The sequence below is a fragment of the Leptothoe sp. EHU-05/26/07-4 genome, assembly GCF_043421015.1.
GTDB classification, from domain to species: domain Bacteria; phylum Cyanobacteriota; class Cyanobacteriia; order Phormidesmidales; family Phormidesmidaceae; genus Leptothoe; species Leptothoe turfae.
In genome coordinates this window covers 741141-756140 of sequence record NZ_JAXSQV010000007.1, presented here as the reverse complement: position 1 = coordinate 756140, position 15000 = coordinate 741141, and the positions used below count along the sequence as shown (strand labels likewise).

At 47.6% G+C, this 15000-nt stretch carries 9 protein-coding genes; 8 read left to right on the top strand and 1 reads right to left on the bottom strand.

All coding sequences use genetic code 11. The annotated features are described in order from the left end of the window. Positions 1–8 precede the first annotated feature (8 nt). Positions 9–1721: a choice-of-anchor K domain-containing protein gene (locus tag U2F10_RS27745; protein ID WP_499873890.1), complete on the bottom strand. Its 1713-nt coding sequence runs from the start codon at positions 1719–1721 to the stop codon at positions 9–11. Between the two features lie 382 nt (positions 1722–2103). Here U2F10_RS27745 and U2F10_RS27740 point away from each other — a divergent pair, with 382 nt between their 5' ends. The 8 genes from U2F10_RS27740 (at position 2104) to U2F10_RS27705 (ending at position 15000) form a co-directional block, all read left to right on the top strand. Further along, positions 2104–3861, top strand: coding sequence for an HAL/PAL/TAL family ammonia-lyase (locus U2F10_RS27740; protein ID WP_499873889.1), 1758 nt, complete (start codon positions 2104–2106; stop codon positions 3859–3861). A 1476-nt stretch (positions 3862–5337) separates the two neighbouring features. Then, the gene (locus tag U2F10_RS27735; protein ID WP_499873888.1) at positions 5338–7374 is read left to right on the top strand and encodes a S8 family peptidase; all 2037 of its coding nucleotides are present in this window, start codon (positions 5338–5340) and stop codon (positions 7372–7374) included. Between the two features lie 156 nt (positions 7375–7530). Next, positions 7531–7785, top strand: a complete 255-nt coding sequence (locus U2F10_RS27730; RefSeq protein WP_163697929.1) for a DUF5837 family cyanobactin class RiPP — start codon at positions 7531–7533, stop codon at positions 7783–7785. Positions 7786–8033: 248 nt separating this feature from the next. Next, positions 8034–8285 (top strand): DUF5837 family cyanobactin class RiPP, encoded by a 252-nt coding sequence (locus tag U2F10_RS27725; RefSeq protein WP_163697926.1) that lies wholly within the window; start codon positions 8034–8036, stop codon positions 8283–8285. A gap of 134 nt (positions 8286–8419) precedes the next feature. Beyond that, on the top strand, positions 8420–8683 hold the full coding sequence (locus U2F10_RS27720; RefSeq protein WP_490794239.1) for a DUF5837 family cyanobactin class RiPP: 264 nt from the start codon (positions 8420–8422) through the stop codon (positions 8681–8683). A gap of 129 nt (positions 8684–8812) precedes the next feature. Further along, positions 8813–9019, top strand: a complete 207-nt coding sequence (locus tag U2F10_RS27715) for a cyanobactin biosynthesis system PatB/AcyB/McaB family protein (protein ID WP_163697922.1) — start codon at positions 8813–8815, stop codon at positions 9017–9019. 132 nt (positions 9020–9151) lie between these two features. Beyond that, positions 9152–12613 (top strand): LamG-like jellyroll fold domain-containing protein, encoded by a 3462-nt coding sequence (locus tag U2F10_RS27710; protein ID WP_499873886.1) that lies wholly within the window; start codon positions 9152–9154, stop codon positions 12611–12613. Positions 12614–12669: 56 nt separating this feature from the next. Continuing rightward, the gene (locus U2F10_RS27705) at positions 12670–15000 is read left to right on the top strand and encodes a TOMM precursor leader peptide-binding protein (protein ID WP_163697918.1); all 2331 of its coding nucleotides are present in this window, start codon (positions 12670–12672) and stop codon (positions 14998–15000) included.

The following is a 15000-nucleotide window of genomic DNA, read 5'->3' as shown; positions in this document are numbered from 1 at the left end:
CAGCAGTATTAGTTAGCGCTAACAGCAGCAGAAGGGGTATTCACTTCCACAAACTGGCACAGAAGTTGAGCAACATTCACCTGATTCTCCAAAGTGATAAATTTGCTCTCAATTTGATTGTTTTGGGAAAAGCCAACAATACATAAAGCGTATTGTCTACCATTGATGGTCACTGTCTCTTGAGAGTAATTATTGCTAATTGAAACAACATCAGGACAAGGTGGAGAAAAGTTAGGCGTTAGAGGGCAGGTTCCATTGATGCCATTATTAGGCACCTCATTGTGGTTGAATTGGAAATTGAAATTGACATCAACACCGTTGATTTTAACTATCAACTTCAAGATGGCAGAGCGAATACCATAACCATAGATAGGATAGTTGTAGTGGCTAAATGTTCCTAAGGTAAAGTAAGTACCATCTAAAGCAATGGACATCGCTGCGATACCTTCAAAGGTATAAGCGCTTTGGTTACCTTGAGAACCAGGATTTCCCCAGCTAATCTGATTAGTCCCAAGCCCGTTCAAATAGGTGTAGCCAGGTGCAGATTCTAGGACATTTAACCAAACCCCAAGGCTGCTGATAGAGAATACGGTAGACGATATTTGTTGTGTGACCGTTCCTGTGCCACCACCAATGACCGTTGGGCCTGTTACTACTCCACCCGGAAAACCTGTTCCAGGACGTCCACCACTCCCGGTTATTGTTGTCCCAGTTGTAGTACTGCCACCAATGACTGTTGTACCGCCACCAATGACCGTTGGGCCTGTCCTGCTACCACCATTAATAATCGTTGAACCAGAAATACCGCCACCAACTACTGTCGGGTTTGTTTTACCACCATTAATAATCGTTGAACCAGAGGTACCACCGCCAATGATCGTTGGGTTGGGGTTACCACCACCAATGACTGTTGGGTTGGGGTTGCCACCGCCAATGACGGTTGGGCCTAGCTTACCGCCACTAATCACCGTTGGGGCTAGGTTCCCTGGAATTACACTGGTTGGTTGCCCGGTTATGTAAATTGGCTGCACGGGTGTTGGGCAGGGACAGGGCGGACAAACAATGACGTAGCAGGGCGGGACTGTAACTGGCTCCACAATCTCTGGTGATGGATCCTCAATCAATACCAACTTGCCATAAATTTCAGCCTTGTTATCTCGACTCTCAGCCGTTTTGAAGTTTCTAGTGACTTTTCCACCCTGCAAAAAACCAGTGATGGTCAGTGCGTAAACTTTTCCCTGAATGGTGACTTTTTCTTGGGACGTAATTTCTGGAATAGAAACAATGTCTGGGACAGGCCCAGGAACATTGGGAGTTTCATTGTGCTGAAATACGACGTCAAACTCTTTTATGCCTGCGCCCTGAATATTAATAGACAGGTTAAGAACTGCCCCGGAGATACTATAATCCCCTGTAATCGTATAATTGAAATGAGTAAATGTCCCTAATAAACAGTCTTCCCCATCTAGGGTGAGAACTGCCTGAGTTAAACCATCAAATCGATAGGCACTTTGTCGATTTTGTGGATTGTCTGTAGTATAAGGCACCCCCCAATTGACCTGGCTTGTAGCAATTCCACTCAGTCTACTTTTTGCCGTATCTCCCTTATGTTTAACCGAAGTCCAAACCCCTGAAGTACTTGCTGTTACGCTTGCAGAAGTTGGAATTAAGGGAGGGGGGATGATCGGGGGTGACGTACTGGCAATAATGGATGGAGGCATATCAATTTCTCCTGAAATTACCTGGCCCCATCGTAGTCAAGGTAATTAGGAAAAGTAAAGACGGAAAGGTCGGTCAAACATTTGTTTTTTCGACTCATTGAGTGCTGTATTTTAAAAGGATTGACATTCCTCATAACAATTGATTTGTAAAAATATATATCTCCAATCTGTTAGGATCTGCATCATTCCCTTTATGCTGGTTTTATTGACACTGGCCAGCAGAGCGAGAAAATTTGGGCACTGAAGTTATAGACGATTTTAGCTATTGATTATTCAATGCTACTGCTGTATAAGCAAGCAACCCCTCAAAAACGGTATTCGTCAGCTCAAATCAGGTGAACAGGGTCAATACTACTGATATAAGGATTGCCAGAGGTAAACCATGAAAATCAAAGTCCAATCTCTGAGTCTATCTGTATTAACAATCCTATGTCTTAATTCAACAGCAGTAAGTGTGCGTGCTAATGAGAATCTGGAAAATTATCTAGAAAATACACCTGCTTTAACGAATTCAGAAACATCACAAGCGATCGCACTACTCAGTCAGAGCAGCCAAACAATCTCTCTTACAGGTCAAGATTTAACCACAGCGGATGTGGTTCAGGTTGCTAGACATGGAGCTAGGGTCACCATTAGTGATGAGATATTCGCGCGCGTTCAGCGTTCCCATGACATCCTCTTATTGGCGGCTGAAAGTGGACACCAGATTTACGGACTGACTGCCGGAGTAGGGCTGAATAAAGATCAGGCATTTGTCGATGCTAGCGGTGGCTTAAGTGAAGAAGTGATTCAGCTCTCTAGAGAATTTAACCGTAAATTGATCTACGCCCACAGCGCGGGTGCAGGGCCTGAAATGTCCGAGGAGGTGGTGCGAGCCATTATGGCCACTCGGCTCAATTCTATTCTCTTCGGCTCAACGGGTGTCCAGCCTAGAGTTGCAGAACTCTACCGAGACTTCTTGAACAATGATATTACCCCTGTCACGCCTTCGCGAGGGTCCGTTGGTGAGGCTGATATTACCTTAATTACCCATATCGGGCTCGCCATGATAGGCGAGGGAGATGTGTATTTTCGAGGTCAAAAAGTCCCAGCACGTCAAGCCTTGGATGCCGTTGGGCTAGAACCGCTAGTCCCCTTTGGTAAAGATGCGCTTTCCATTCTTAGTTCCAATGCCTATTCAGCCGCCCTTGGAGCACTGGCGATTGAAGACTTAAGGCAGTTGCTGGAAGTCAATAAGCTTTTGTTTGTCCTGAGTTTGGAAGCCTTGGATGGCAATATTGAACCGTTTCTGCAAGATACCCATGTCATCCGCCCCTTCCCCTATGTCAATTCAGTGGCGATGGATATTCGCACACTGTTAGCAGATAGTTATTTATGGGAGCCATCCGAAAATCGAGCCCTCCAGGATCCCCTAAGTTTCCGCACGGGAGCCTATACCCTGGGTGCGGTGGAGCGATCGCTAGCAGCGTTGGCAACCCAGGTGCAGATTCAACTCAATTCTTCAGATGATAACCCTGCTGTGGTTCTAGACGTTGTGGCCCCTTCGGATCGGCCTGAAGAAGTGTCCCATTATGTGGATAAAGACGGGCTGACAGGCGCTTTGATTCCAACGGGAAACTTTTCGCCGTTGCCCTGGGTAATTTCGTTTCAGGAGGCGGCAATCGCCCTCAGCCATTTGTCCAATGCCTCGGCTCAGCGCACCATTAAACTGGCAGATCCGCACTTTACCTATCTCAGTCGATTTTTAGGCACTGAACATACCTTTCATGCCTATGGTGCCATCCAAAAAGTCTTCGCATCTTTGGCCGCAGAGAATCAATCGTTGGCGCTTCCCGTATCTATGGATTTGGTATCAATCGCAGGGAACATTGAGGATACATCAACGAATGCCCCTCGCGTGGTTCGGCGCTTTCACCAAATGATTGACAACCACTATTACATTCTGGGAATTGAAATGATGCATGTGGCTCAAGCGATTGACTTGAGACAGCAAGCCTACCCAGATTTGAGATTATCGGGAACAACTCGATCTTTCTTCAATGATTATCGACAAGTAGTTCCGTTTTTAGATGTTGACCGCGTTCTTACCCCTGACATTGAAGGTTCTTATTTATTTCTCAGAGAATATCCATTGAACTAATCTTTCTCGATAACTTGATATAGCGATCGCAAGTGGATATTGGTGAGGTTTGAACTTGCATCGCTATGGTCGTATGTGTGGGATACAACAGACACAGGCTGACTTACCCATAGGCAAGCTCAAACATACGCTGACCATGCTCAGGATTTTAATTGATGTAATCGCAGGAATTTTTCATTGGGAAGGATCTAAAAAGCTTTTAAAACATTTGCCAAACATGCCCGCGAAGGAACTTTATTGATTCTTGGAGTTTACAATGCTTTTTTGTGTGTAGGCAATTTCAAGACCCATGTTACATATGATATTCCATCGGGCAAATATGCCGGAATATCTAAAGCAACATTTGATTTTGTCGACCTTGAACAACGATTAATTGGTAAACGCATCTAGGCTATTTCGAGTTTAGAAGATACAGAGAGAGAAAATTATTTTGAGTTTCGTTTGTTTTCAGCAATGGAGCTGGAATACGATTTAAACGACTATGGGTTTAAGGTTGTGGAAAAAATCGACATTTCAAAAGAAAAAACACACATCCTCTTTCATGTACGTTGTTTATTGTGTCTGTGTCTCAGGGAGAGTAATCAGCATTGACCTTCAAAGTGGGCTATGACCTGGCTTGACGGCCAACGATTGGCTTTGCGGGGTCTATCTTCGAGCTGATGGGAGTATAGAAGACAGCCATTATCATCGGCGTTCCCTGAATGAAACCATGATGTATCACATCAAAACCATGTTCACAGGAAAGGTGTCTGCACATTATTGAAGGCTAAGAAGGCAGTCAGCGTAAAGCCTGATTATTCGATCATTTAGCCTGTTTGAGTCAGATTAAATATAAAGAAAAATAAATAAGTCGGAATTGTCGGCTATAAATTGAAACTCAGGCGATTTTCAAGATTTACTACTTATAGGCTGATAAGATTGTGAAATGGAATCAAGCGTTAATGGGTAAAGAATTTATCATCAATGGGAGACTTTCTGGTAAAGATTCTAATCAGTGTGGTAGCCCAATGCCATAAAGCATTCAAACATTGAAGGATGCAGTCATTTGATGTGGACTAAACTTGTAGCATCATCCATAATTCATGCTATTAATTATTCTGTTAGAGATGAGATCAGGATGATCTCATTTAAGGTGAATTTACCAAACAAGCTGACTTTAGTTTGCCGATCGTCTGAGTTGGAGCTAACTTATGAGCGACACTTCCGTCAATTCCGAACTATTCATTATCACTGTGTTGTTTTCCCTTTAGCTTAAGATTAAATTACCAAACAATCCGACTTTACTTCGCTAATATCTGAGGCTAAGATAACGATGTGAGTGATTCTCTAGCATTTGTATTATAACGACTTTCACTCACGCAAGGTGCATCGAACCCATTAGCTGTCAGGCCTTTACGCTTTAAACCTATCTCTCATCAGATAGAGAAACGCTATAAATTGTCATCCAAAGGCTGAATACTCTTCAGCTCTTCAGTAATGCCGCAAAAAATACTCGGCTCATCAGAAGTCTGTATTGCTATTTTAGATGGTCAAGTTGACTTGAATCATCCTTGCTTTCAAGGGGCAAACTTGACGTTGCTTCCTTCTCTCGTGAGTGATGAAGTAGTCTCCAATGGCCGAATGTCACTTCACGGTACGCATGTTACTAGCGTACTTTTTGGTCAGCCAGGAAGTCCGGTAGTTGGAATTTCTCCTCGCTGTAAAGGGCTAATTATTCCAGTCTTTTCTGATGGCGGACGATCCCCGTCCCAGCTTGATTTGGCTCGGGCAATTGAACAGGCGGTCAACGCTGGCGCACACATCATTAATATCAGTGGAGGACAACTAACGGATGAAGGAGAAGCGGAAGGTTGGTTAGAGCGTGCGGTGCAGCTTTGTCAAGACAACAATGTCTTAATTGTTGCCGCCGTCGGAAATGATGGCTGCGATTGTTTGCATGTTCCTGCTGCCTTACCCGCTGTCTTAGCGGTAGGGGCCATGGATGGCGAAGGTCAACCGATGGCGTTTAGCAACTGGGGAGAAATCTATCAGAAACAAGGCATTTTGGCTTCTGGGGAAAATATCTTGGGAGCCAGACCTGACGGGGGTACCGTTCAGCTGAGCGGCACGAGTTTTGCCACACCGATCGTAGCTGGTGTGGCCGCGCTGTTGCTCAGTTTACAGATGGAGCGAGGAGAAACGCCTGATCCTCAAAAGGTGCGGACGGCTATTTTGCAAACGGCATTGCCCTGTCATGCCGATCCAGAACAGGGACATCAATGTTTGGCAGGAATGTTAAACACTGCAGGCTTATTTGAATTGTTTACAGGAGGAATAATGTCAGAACCATCCGAAACCATTGTGGCAGCTGGCTGTGGCTGTGGTAGTGGGGCAGATATAGACAGCTCTGGAGAAGGTGAAATGGAAGAGATTAGCTCATCAGGTACACCGGACGAACAGATGGCGGTTAGGGCTCAGTCTGAAGTGGGAGAAAATGCTCACCCTGAGGTACCGCGCGACCTGGTGCCAGCGGGCAGTGCTCCGCCCGTTGGCACCTCAGTTACTCCGTCAATTCCCGCTGTTGCGGTGGCCCAGCCATCGCTTGATCAAATATCCACTCATCAATCATCTAATCGCAAATCCTCCATGTCTAACTTTGTGACTGCCAGCCAAGCGCCGAGCGATTTGGTCGATAGCCAACTTGTTTATGCCCTTGGCACCCTCGGATACGACTTTGGCTCTGAAGCCAGACGCGATTCATTTAAGCAACTGATGCCCGCCTATACTACGGGAGACGTGACGGTTCCTGCGAATCCCCACGATGCTCGGCAAATGGTGGATTACTTAGGTGCGAGCCCGTCGGAGGCGCGATCGCTGATCTGGACGTTGAATATTGAATTAACACCGGTCTATGCGATCGAACCTGAAGGGGCCTACGGTCGTGATGTTTATGCTGCTTTGCAGGAATTACTGGCAGGACAGGTACAGTCTGAAAGCAGCGAATCCTATGTGGAACGGGTCAGCATCCCTGGTATTTTAACGGGGCGTACCGTTAAGCTATTTTCGGGCCAGGTGGTGCCGCTGATTGTGCCCCAAAGCCCACGGGGAATCTATGGCTGGAAAGTTAACACCCTCGTCAGTGCGGCCATGGAAACGGTGCAAACAACGGCTGAAGGTGCCAGTGAAGAGGCGATGCGGCGTACCCTGGGCAGCTTCCTCAACCGGATTTACTACGATCTGCGTAACCTGGGCACCACATCCCAGGATCGGGCCATTAACTTTGCGGCGACTAATGCGTTTCAAGCCGCCTCTGCGTTTGCTGAAGCGGTGGCCACCGGGATGGAATTGGACAGCATCAATGTGGAGAAAAGTCCCTTCTGTCGACAGGATAGCGATTGTTGGGATGTGAAGTTGAAATTCTTTGATCCTGAAAATAGCCTCCGCGCTAAGAAGATCTTCCGCTTCACAATCGATGTGAGTGATTTGATTCCTGTGACACTGGGCGAAGTTAGAACCTGGTCGTCACCCTATTAAACAGTCTTCTTTCACCCAAAGAAGCGGCCTGACCCACCGATTGAAGTAGGTAAAGGCCACAGTAGACTGACAGTCGAGACTTTGAACGATTAAGTCTATTTACTGCTTCAAAGACGGGTCGAAACTCAAATGAACTCATGATAGGAGAAATGTCTTATGGACAAGAAGAACTTGATGCCTAACCAGGCCAGCCCGATCAATCGGATGACTACAGGGCAATTGCCTCCAGAACTAGCAGAACTAGCCGAAGAGACCTTGTGCAGCCACGACGAAGCGATCACACCATCTGGTTCCTGTTTCTCTAATATCAGCTGTGCTGCTGGTGGTGTTTTTGGTTTCGGTATTGGTGGTTTTAATGATGCTAAGTTTTGTGCTGGCCTTTGCTCTTATGAGGGAGATGACACCGAGTAGTTTCTACTGCCATTTTCTCATTTTTGCTTAGCATTTTAAGAGATGCTTGGCAGCGTGGGTTAATCCACAGCTTTTCGCAAAAAAAGTTTGCATACCAACAGTCTTCTTTTACTCAAAGAAGCGGCCTGACCCACCGTTCGAAGCAGGCAAAAGGAAACAGAAAATGAATAGCTGACTTTTAACGGTTCAGTTTATTTACTGCTTCAAAGACGGGTCTAGAATCAAGCAAAATATTAGGAGAAATTCCCATGGACAAGAAGAATCTGATGCCTAACCAAGCCCATCCGATCAGTCGGTTGACGTCAGGGCAACTGCCTCCAGAATTGGCGGAACTAGCTGAAGAAACCCTATGTAGCCATGACGGAGGAGATATTGCACCGTCTAATGCCGGTAGTGCTTCTATCGCCTGTGCTGCTGGTGGTGTTTTTGGTTTCGGCATTGGTGGTTTTAATAGAGCCGAGTTCTGTTTTTGTTCTCATGACGGAGATGATGCTGAATAGAGCCTAATAACATCATGAGGCAGACGTGAAAAGGTAGAAGTTAGAAATAGCATTTAGCTTTTACCTTTTTACGTCAAGCTTCTTCAAATGCCATTCAAGACTCAAACGAATCCTGAATATAGAATAAGACACCCATGGATAAGAAAAACCTGATGCCCAACCAGGCTCACCCAATTAGTCGCATCACTACCGGTCAACTGCCTCCAGAACTGGCAGAATTGTCTGAAGAGACCTTATGCACTTATAACGAAGGAAACATCGTACCGTCTAGTAGTGCCGGTCTTCTCTGTTTCAGGATCGTTATTTGCAATGCCCTTGGTTTCTTTGGGGCAGCTGGGGGTGGCTTTAATAACGCGAATTTGGGCACTTGCTCCTATGCCGGAGATGGCGTTGAATAGGGTCTGCTTCTAGTAACATATTCTGTTTGAAAAGATTAGGAAAAGTACAAAGAGAGCAACTCATATCCTCCTTTTTTCCTAATTTCTCATTATTGATTTATCTCAATTTAGTCAAAGGACACTAAATCCATGAGACTTCCCAAACAATCATCACCAGTCAAGCGTCCTGACCTAATCCAACCCCACGAAACCGTGGATGTTGTTCACGGCAGCATTGAGGAACTGGTCTCCATTCGGATAGACTTGCTGCATGGCGCTAACTATAACGATCCACCCGCTTTTCAACACCGTACTTATCAACAACTCAAAGGCTCTAGTTGGGGCCATAGAAGATAGATACCCTCCTCTACTTTTTAAGTCATAAAAGTAATTGAGTCCCGAATCGTTGTTTTCCCTCAGTGGAGGATGATCGCCTTGTGGCTATCTTATTACTCAAGCAGCGGTTCATCAGTATAGAGATTTAGCGCTATGGCTCAAGTAAATTCATCCCAGCAACCAGATAACACCCCAGCCTCGAACTCTCCTGCTCTTTTATCGGTTCTTTCCTTTAATGGCCAGGGTGATTGTGTTGATTTAGGGGTACAACCACACTTTAAAGTCCAGAAACATTTGACGCTAGAACTTTGGGTCTGGATCGAAAGCCAACGACAATGGGCCGGCCTAATCTCTAAGATTTTTGATACGGGGTCTACGGAAAGTGGGTACGGGCTATTGCTAGATGGTAATAGCGGCGTCTACTTTGGTGTAAAAGTTCCTCGTCACCAGATGGAATACCTGAGTAGTGGTGCCGGTACTGTGCCCTTGAAAGAATGGCATCACATCGCTGCAACGTATGATGGCAAGTGCTTGCGCGTGTATGTGGATGGTGTGGAAAAAGCGCTTCAAACCCTGGCTGATTCCAGCATTGATTACGTCCCCGATAACAATTTGCGACTTGGGATGTACCGGGATGATAATGAGACTTACGCCTTTCACGGCAGCATTGCCGATGTGCGCTTGTGGGAGGTCGCCCGCACCCAAGCTGAGATTCAGGGAGCAATGGGTCGTCGTCTCACCGGTACAGAAGCGGGTTTAATAGGTTATTGGCCCATGGCTGAAGGGACTGGTACTACTACTAATGACCACACTACAAATGCAAGCCATGGAGCCATTAGTGGAGCGAGCTGGAGCGAGTCAGCCTTACCTATCCTCAATCCCACTGAAGCTGCTGAAAGTTCTGCACAGATCGCGACAGTAACGCTGCCTAACAATAGCACAATCAAGCTGAAGTCGTGGAAAGGGGATTACCTGCATCGCCCTGACTCGGCTCAAGGCGTTACCAGCTGGAGTACGGGCGTTGGGAACGAATGGATCGTTGAAGCGATCGATAACAACAAAATCAAGCTGAAGTCGTGGAAAGGAGATTACCTGCATCGCCCTGATTCGGCTCAAGGGGTGACGACCTGGCATACAGGCGTTGGTAACGAGTGGACGGTTGAAGCGATCGATAACAACAAAATCAAGCTGAAGTCGTGGAAAGGGGATTACCTGCATCGCCCTGATTCGATCCAAGGCGTGACCAGCTGGAGTACGGGCGTTGGTAATGAGTGGGTGCTGGAAACAATCAACACCCCAACATCAGAGTCTCCCCAAGTATTACAGTTTGATGGCCAGGATGATTATGTAGCCGTTGCGATTGCCCCCTGGGAAACATCAACCTTTTCCATCGAACTGTGGGCTAAGGCTGCAACTATCTCCCAGAGAAACTACTCTTCCTTGTTCAATAGTTGGGATGGAGCGACGCCAAAGGGGTCTTTCCAACTAGATATCTTGAATGGCTCTTATCGGTTTCTCCACAGCAATACTCAGCTTTTGTTCACACAGGTGAGTGAAGAATGGCTGCACTTAGCTGTGACCTATGATGGCTCGACCTTGGTTACCTACGTTAATGGTGAGATTGCTAACCAACGGAAGAAAGCCTTAACCATTAGCTTTAAAGACTATATTTTTGGTCGCAATCGTAATCGCGGATGTCTATTTAAGGGGGAATTGAGTGAGATTCGCATCTGGAATCGAGCTAGAACTCAAGCTGAGATTCAGGCAGATGGAACCTGCCGCCTGACCGGTAATGAACCGGGGTTAGTCGCCTATTTCCCAATCAGTGAAGGGGTTGGCAACACCACAAATGATAAGACAACGGATGCCAAGCAAGGCAACATTTATGGTGCCACTTGGACAACTTCGTCTGGCTTACCAATCGCAGCTGGAACCCCTCATCAGCTAGATGCCACAACAACTCAACCGGAGACAATTCGTCAGCCAGAGACCACGAATCCACCAGAGACCACGAATCCACCAGACACCACAAGTCCACCAGAGACCACGAGTCCACCAGCCATGACAACACAACCTGATACAACAACGTCTACTTTGAGATGGGTTTTACAGTTTGATGGGATAGATGATTATGTTGAATTGCCACCGGCAAGCATTCCTTCTGGTAAGGAAATCACCTGTAGCTTTTGGGCTTTCGGCGGAGATGCCTTACCCAATAATAATTCACTATTTGCTGCATTTGATGCGGCGGGAACTCGCCTTCTAAACATCCATTTACCTTGGGGGAATGGATCTATATATTTTGATTGTGGCTGTGTTAATAGCACCTATGACCGAATAAATAAGCAGAGTAGTCCAGCTGAGTTTAAAGGCAAATGGTCCCATTGGGCGTTTACTAAAAACTGTGCAACGGGCGAGATGAAAATCTATTTGAATGGTGCATTGTGGCACAGTGGATCAGGCAAGACACTCCCAATCCCCAATGCCATAAGAGCCCAATTTGGCAGCTATGCGGCTGGCTCTTATCACTATCAAGGCATGTTGGCGGAAGTTCAGTTTTGGAATTACGCCCGTTCCCAAGCCGAAATTCGGCAGTCTATGAACTCTGCACTCACGGGAACTGAAGCTGGATTAGTCAGCTACTACCCAATGCAGCGAGGTGCAGGCAACACAATTCTCAACAAAGTTGGCAATGCCTACGACGGCACCATGAAGGGGGCCATTTGGATGTCTAACGCTGGCCTGTCGATCGCCCCTGTGGCCCCCAGCCCAGAGAAACCGACTCCTATATCACCTACTCCAGTTACTCCAATCACAACTTCTCCTGCACCACTCTCTATTATCGAAAGTTGTCAGCCTGTCTTAAAGCTGGGGCAAAATCATCAGGGAATTGCCGTTGGTAGCGGTGCCCTGTCGCCCCAGGGACAATTCACTCTGGAAGCTTGGGTTTGCCCCAGTACCATCACTGGACAGCAAGTGATTCTGGCAGATGGGGAAGCTATGCTTTATCTGGAAGGGGGCGACCTTAAGTTTCGAGCTAATGCCAATGTTGAGCCCCTGGCCTCCAAAAATGCTGGCCTGACGGCGGGCAATTGGTATCACGTTGCGGTGGTTTGCAGCGGTTCCCAGCCTGATGGGACAAAGCTCTATTTCAGTGGTGAACGAAATGATAATCAGCTGGCGAGTGGCGCGATCGCATCAGGTGGCAGCACCTACCTGGGGGGCCATCCCAACCTGGCTGATGCGAAATTCCAGGGCTATTTAACCGAGGTTCGGGTCTGGCGATTGGTGCGATCGCAAGCAGAAATCAAAGCCAATATGTCCTACCGCCTCACCGGTCAAGAACTGGGATTGATCCGCTACTGGCCATTGAATGAGGGTTCTGGAGCCAAGATTTCCGACAAAACAACCTACCGAGTACCCGGAGATCTGATGGGTGAAATCACCTATGAAGAAGTAGACGTTCCCCTAAAACTACAGCTCGAACCCCAGGAGCGATTAACCCGATCCACCGGATTGGAAGATTATGGCTACTGGTATAGAGAAATGGCAAAACAACAGAAAGCAAAGACAGAGGCAGATCCCCCTTTCCTGCGGGGCCGGATCTGGCGATGAGTGCCCTTGGAAACTCTTCTTCTTGCCGCAAGCACCTCAGTCTATCTGAATGAAGCATGAAAAACCCCCAAATCAAGCCCCATTTCCGTCTAGAAATCATTGAGCCCAAACACGTTTATCTGTTGAGTGAATATTCCACCCAAGCACTCACGGGAGGGCTTTACTGCCAAATTTTGCCCCTGTTGAATGGACAGCACACCCGTGAAGAGCTGATTCAAAAACTGGATGGTCAAGTGCCACCTGAGCATATACATTACGTGCTCGATCGCTTGCAAGACAGAGGCTTTCTAACGGATGCGGCCCATGAACTAACCCCAGAGATGGCGGCATTTTGGAGCGGGTTGGGTGTGGAACCTCAGCAGGTGGCAGAGTACTTACCGCAGAGCCAGGTAACGGTGACGGCGATTGGAGCAACGAATCCTCAGCCGTTGCTCGATGCTCTCCAGGCGATTGGCATTCCAGTGCAACAACGACAGTTAAAGGACTGCCTAGGAGCGGGGGCAGCTAGGAAAACAGAAGCCAAGAATTCTTTATGGGTTGTGCTGACGGATGATTATCTTCAGCCTGAGCTCAGACAGATTAATCAAAACGCCTTGAGCACTCAGCAACCCTGGCTGTTGATCAAGCCCATGGGGAATATGCTTTGGTTCGGCCCCATCTTTCATCCCGGTCAAACGGGGTGTTGGGCCTGCTTAGCGCAGCGCTTGTGGGGCAATCGCGAGGTGGAATCGTCGGTGTTACGGCAAAAAGGGAAGCTGGGTCAGCGCGGGAACGCAAGCGATCATCAGGCGTGTTTACCCGTAGCATTTGCTGAGTTTCCGGCGATGGTGCAGACAGCCATTGGGCTGACGACAACTGAGATCGCAAAGTGGCTAGTGCAGCAGAGCATCACAGACTCACCGATCCAGACGTTAGCCGGAAAAGTGATCACACTGGATCAGGCCACCCTGACATTAAAGACCCATCAATCACCCCATCGTCCGCAATGTCCTGCTTGTGGCGATGCTGACTGCATCAGTCAACAAGTTAATCAGCCGCTTGCCCTCGAAAGTCGCAAAAAGTTGTTCACCCAAGATGGGGGACATCGGGCTTTTACCCCAGAACAAATTGTCAGCCGTCATGAGCATTTGATTAGCCCGATTACCGGCGTGGTCAGCAGTCTGGTGCGCTCGTCCGCCCCGGATAATTCTTTTGTGCATACTTACAGTGCTGTGCATGCCTTTGGGTCGGCGGCTAGCCTGAATCAACTGCGGCAATCGCTGCGGCACAAAAGTGGTGGCAAAGGCAAAACCGATCACCAGTCAAAAGCCAGTGGATTCTGTGAAGCGATTGAACGCTATTCGGGCATCTATCAGGGCGATGAACCCAAAGTGAGCGCCACCTTTATGGAGTTGGACGGGGCCGCCATTCATCCCTACCAATGTTTGCTATTTAGTGAGCGACAATATCAAAATCGAGAGCAGTTGAATCAGGCAGCACGGGTCGAGCATGATTGGATTGCTCAACCCTTTGATAACACTCAAACCATTGATTGGACGCCTGTTTGGTCACTCACCGAACAAACCCATAAATATCTCCCCACCGCATTTTGTTATTACAACTACAAATTACCCAAAGGGCAGCGCTTCTGTTCGGCAGACTCCAACGGCAATGCAGCCGGTGGAACATTAGAGGATGCCATTCTTCAGGGCTTTTTAGAATTGGCGGAACGGGATAGCGTGGCTCTCTGGTGGTACAACCGCTTACCGCGTCCGGGGGTAGATTTAGCCAGTTTCAACGACCCCTATTTACTAGATTTGCAAGCCTGGTACAAAACTCACCAGCGAGAACTGTGGGTCTTAGACTTAACAACAGACTTAAACATTCCAGCCTTTGCTGCGGTTTCTCGGTATACCGGTGACGATCAAGAATACATTGTTGCTGGCTATGGCGCGCACTTCGACCCTAAAATTGCCATCTCACGCGCGGTCACAGAGGTGAACCAGATGGGAGGCCACCTGCCAGAAAAGCATCCTCCCACCGAAGCAGATTCGGCCCTGAACTATTGGTTCACCCAGGCAACAATCGCCAACCAGCCCTATCTGGCTCCTGCCCCCCAAGTCCCGTTCAAACAATACACTGACTATCAGCAGGAGTGGAGTGATGACATTCATCAAGATGTCTTGCAGTGTGTTGAAGTCGTCAGACGAGCAGGACTAGAGATGTTGGTGTTGAACCAGACTCGCCCTGACATTGGCTTACCTGTGGTTAAAGTTATTGTGCCGGGACTGCGCCACTTCTGGTCACGCTTTGGGGCCGGACGCCTATACGATGTGCCGGTAAAACTAGGTTGGCTGTCGGCATCGCTGGCAGAAGAGCAGATGAATCCCATGCCCATGGTGTTTTAA

Excerpts from the sequence above, each read along its gene's own strand:
- U2F10_RS27745 (WP_499873890.1), bottom strand. The coding sequence starts at position 1,721 with ATGCCTCCATCCATTATTGCCAGTACGTCACCCCCGATCATCCCCCCT.
- U2F10_RS27740 (WP_499873889.1), top strand. The coding sequence starts at position 2,104 with ATGAAAATCAAAGTCCAATCTCTGAGTCTATCTGTATTAACAATCCTA.
- U2F10_RS27735 (WP_499873888.1), top strand. The coding sequence starts at position 5,338 with ATGCCGCAAAAAATACTCGGCTCATCAGAAGTCTGTATTGCTATTTTA.
- U2F10_RS27730 (WP_163697929.1), top strand. The coding sequence starts at position 7,531 with ATGGACAAGAAGAACTTGATGCCTAACCAGGCCAGCCCGATCAATCGG.
- U2F10_RS27725 (WP_163697926.1), top strand. The coding sequence starts at position 8,034 with ATGGACAAGAAGAATCTGATGCCTAACCAAGCCCATCCGATCAGTCGG.
- U2F10_RS27720 (WP_490794239.1), top strand. The coding sequence starts at position 8,420 with ATGGATAAGAAAAACCTGATGCCCAACCAGGCTCACCCAATTAGTCGC.
- U2F10_RS27715 (WP_163697922.1), top strand. The coding sequence starts at position 8,813 with ATGAGACTTCCCAAACAATCATCACCAGTCAAGCGTCCTGACCTAATC.
- U2F10_RS27710 (WP_499873886.1), top strand. The coding sequence starts at position 9,152 with ATGGCTCAAGTAAATTCATCCCAGCAACCAGATAACACCCCAGCCTCG.
- U2F10_RS27705 (WP_163697918.1), top strand. The coding sequence starts at position 12,670 with ATGAAAAACCCCCAAATCAAGCCCCATTTCCGTCTAGAAATCATTGAG.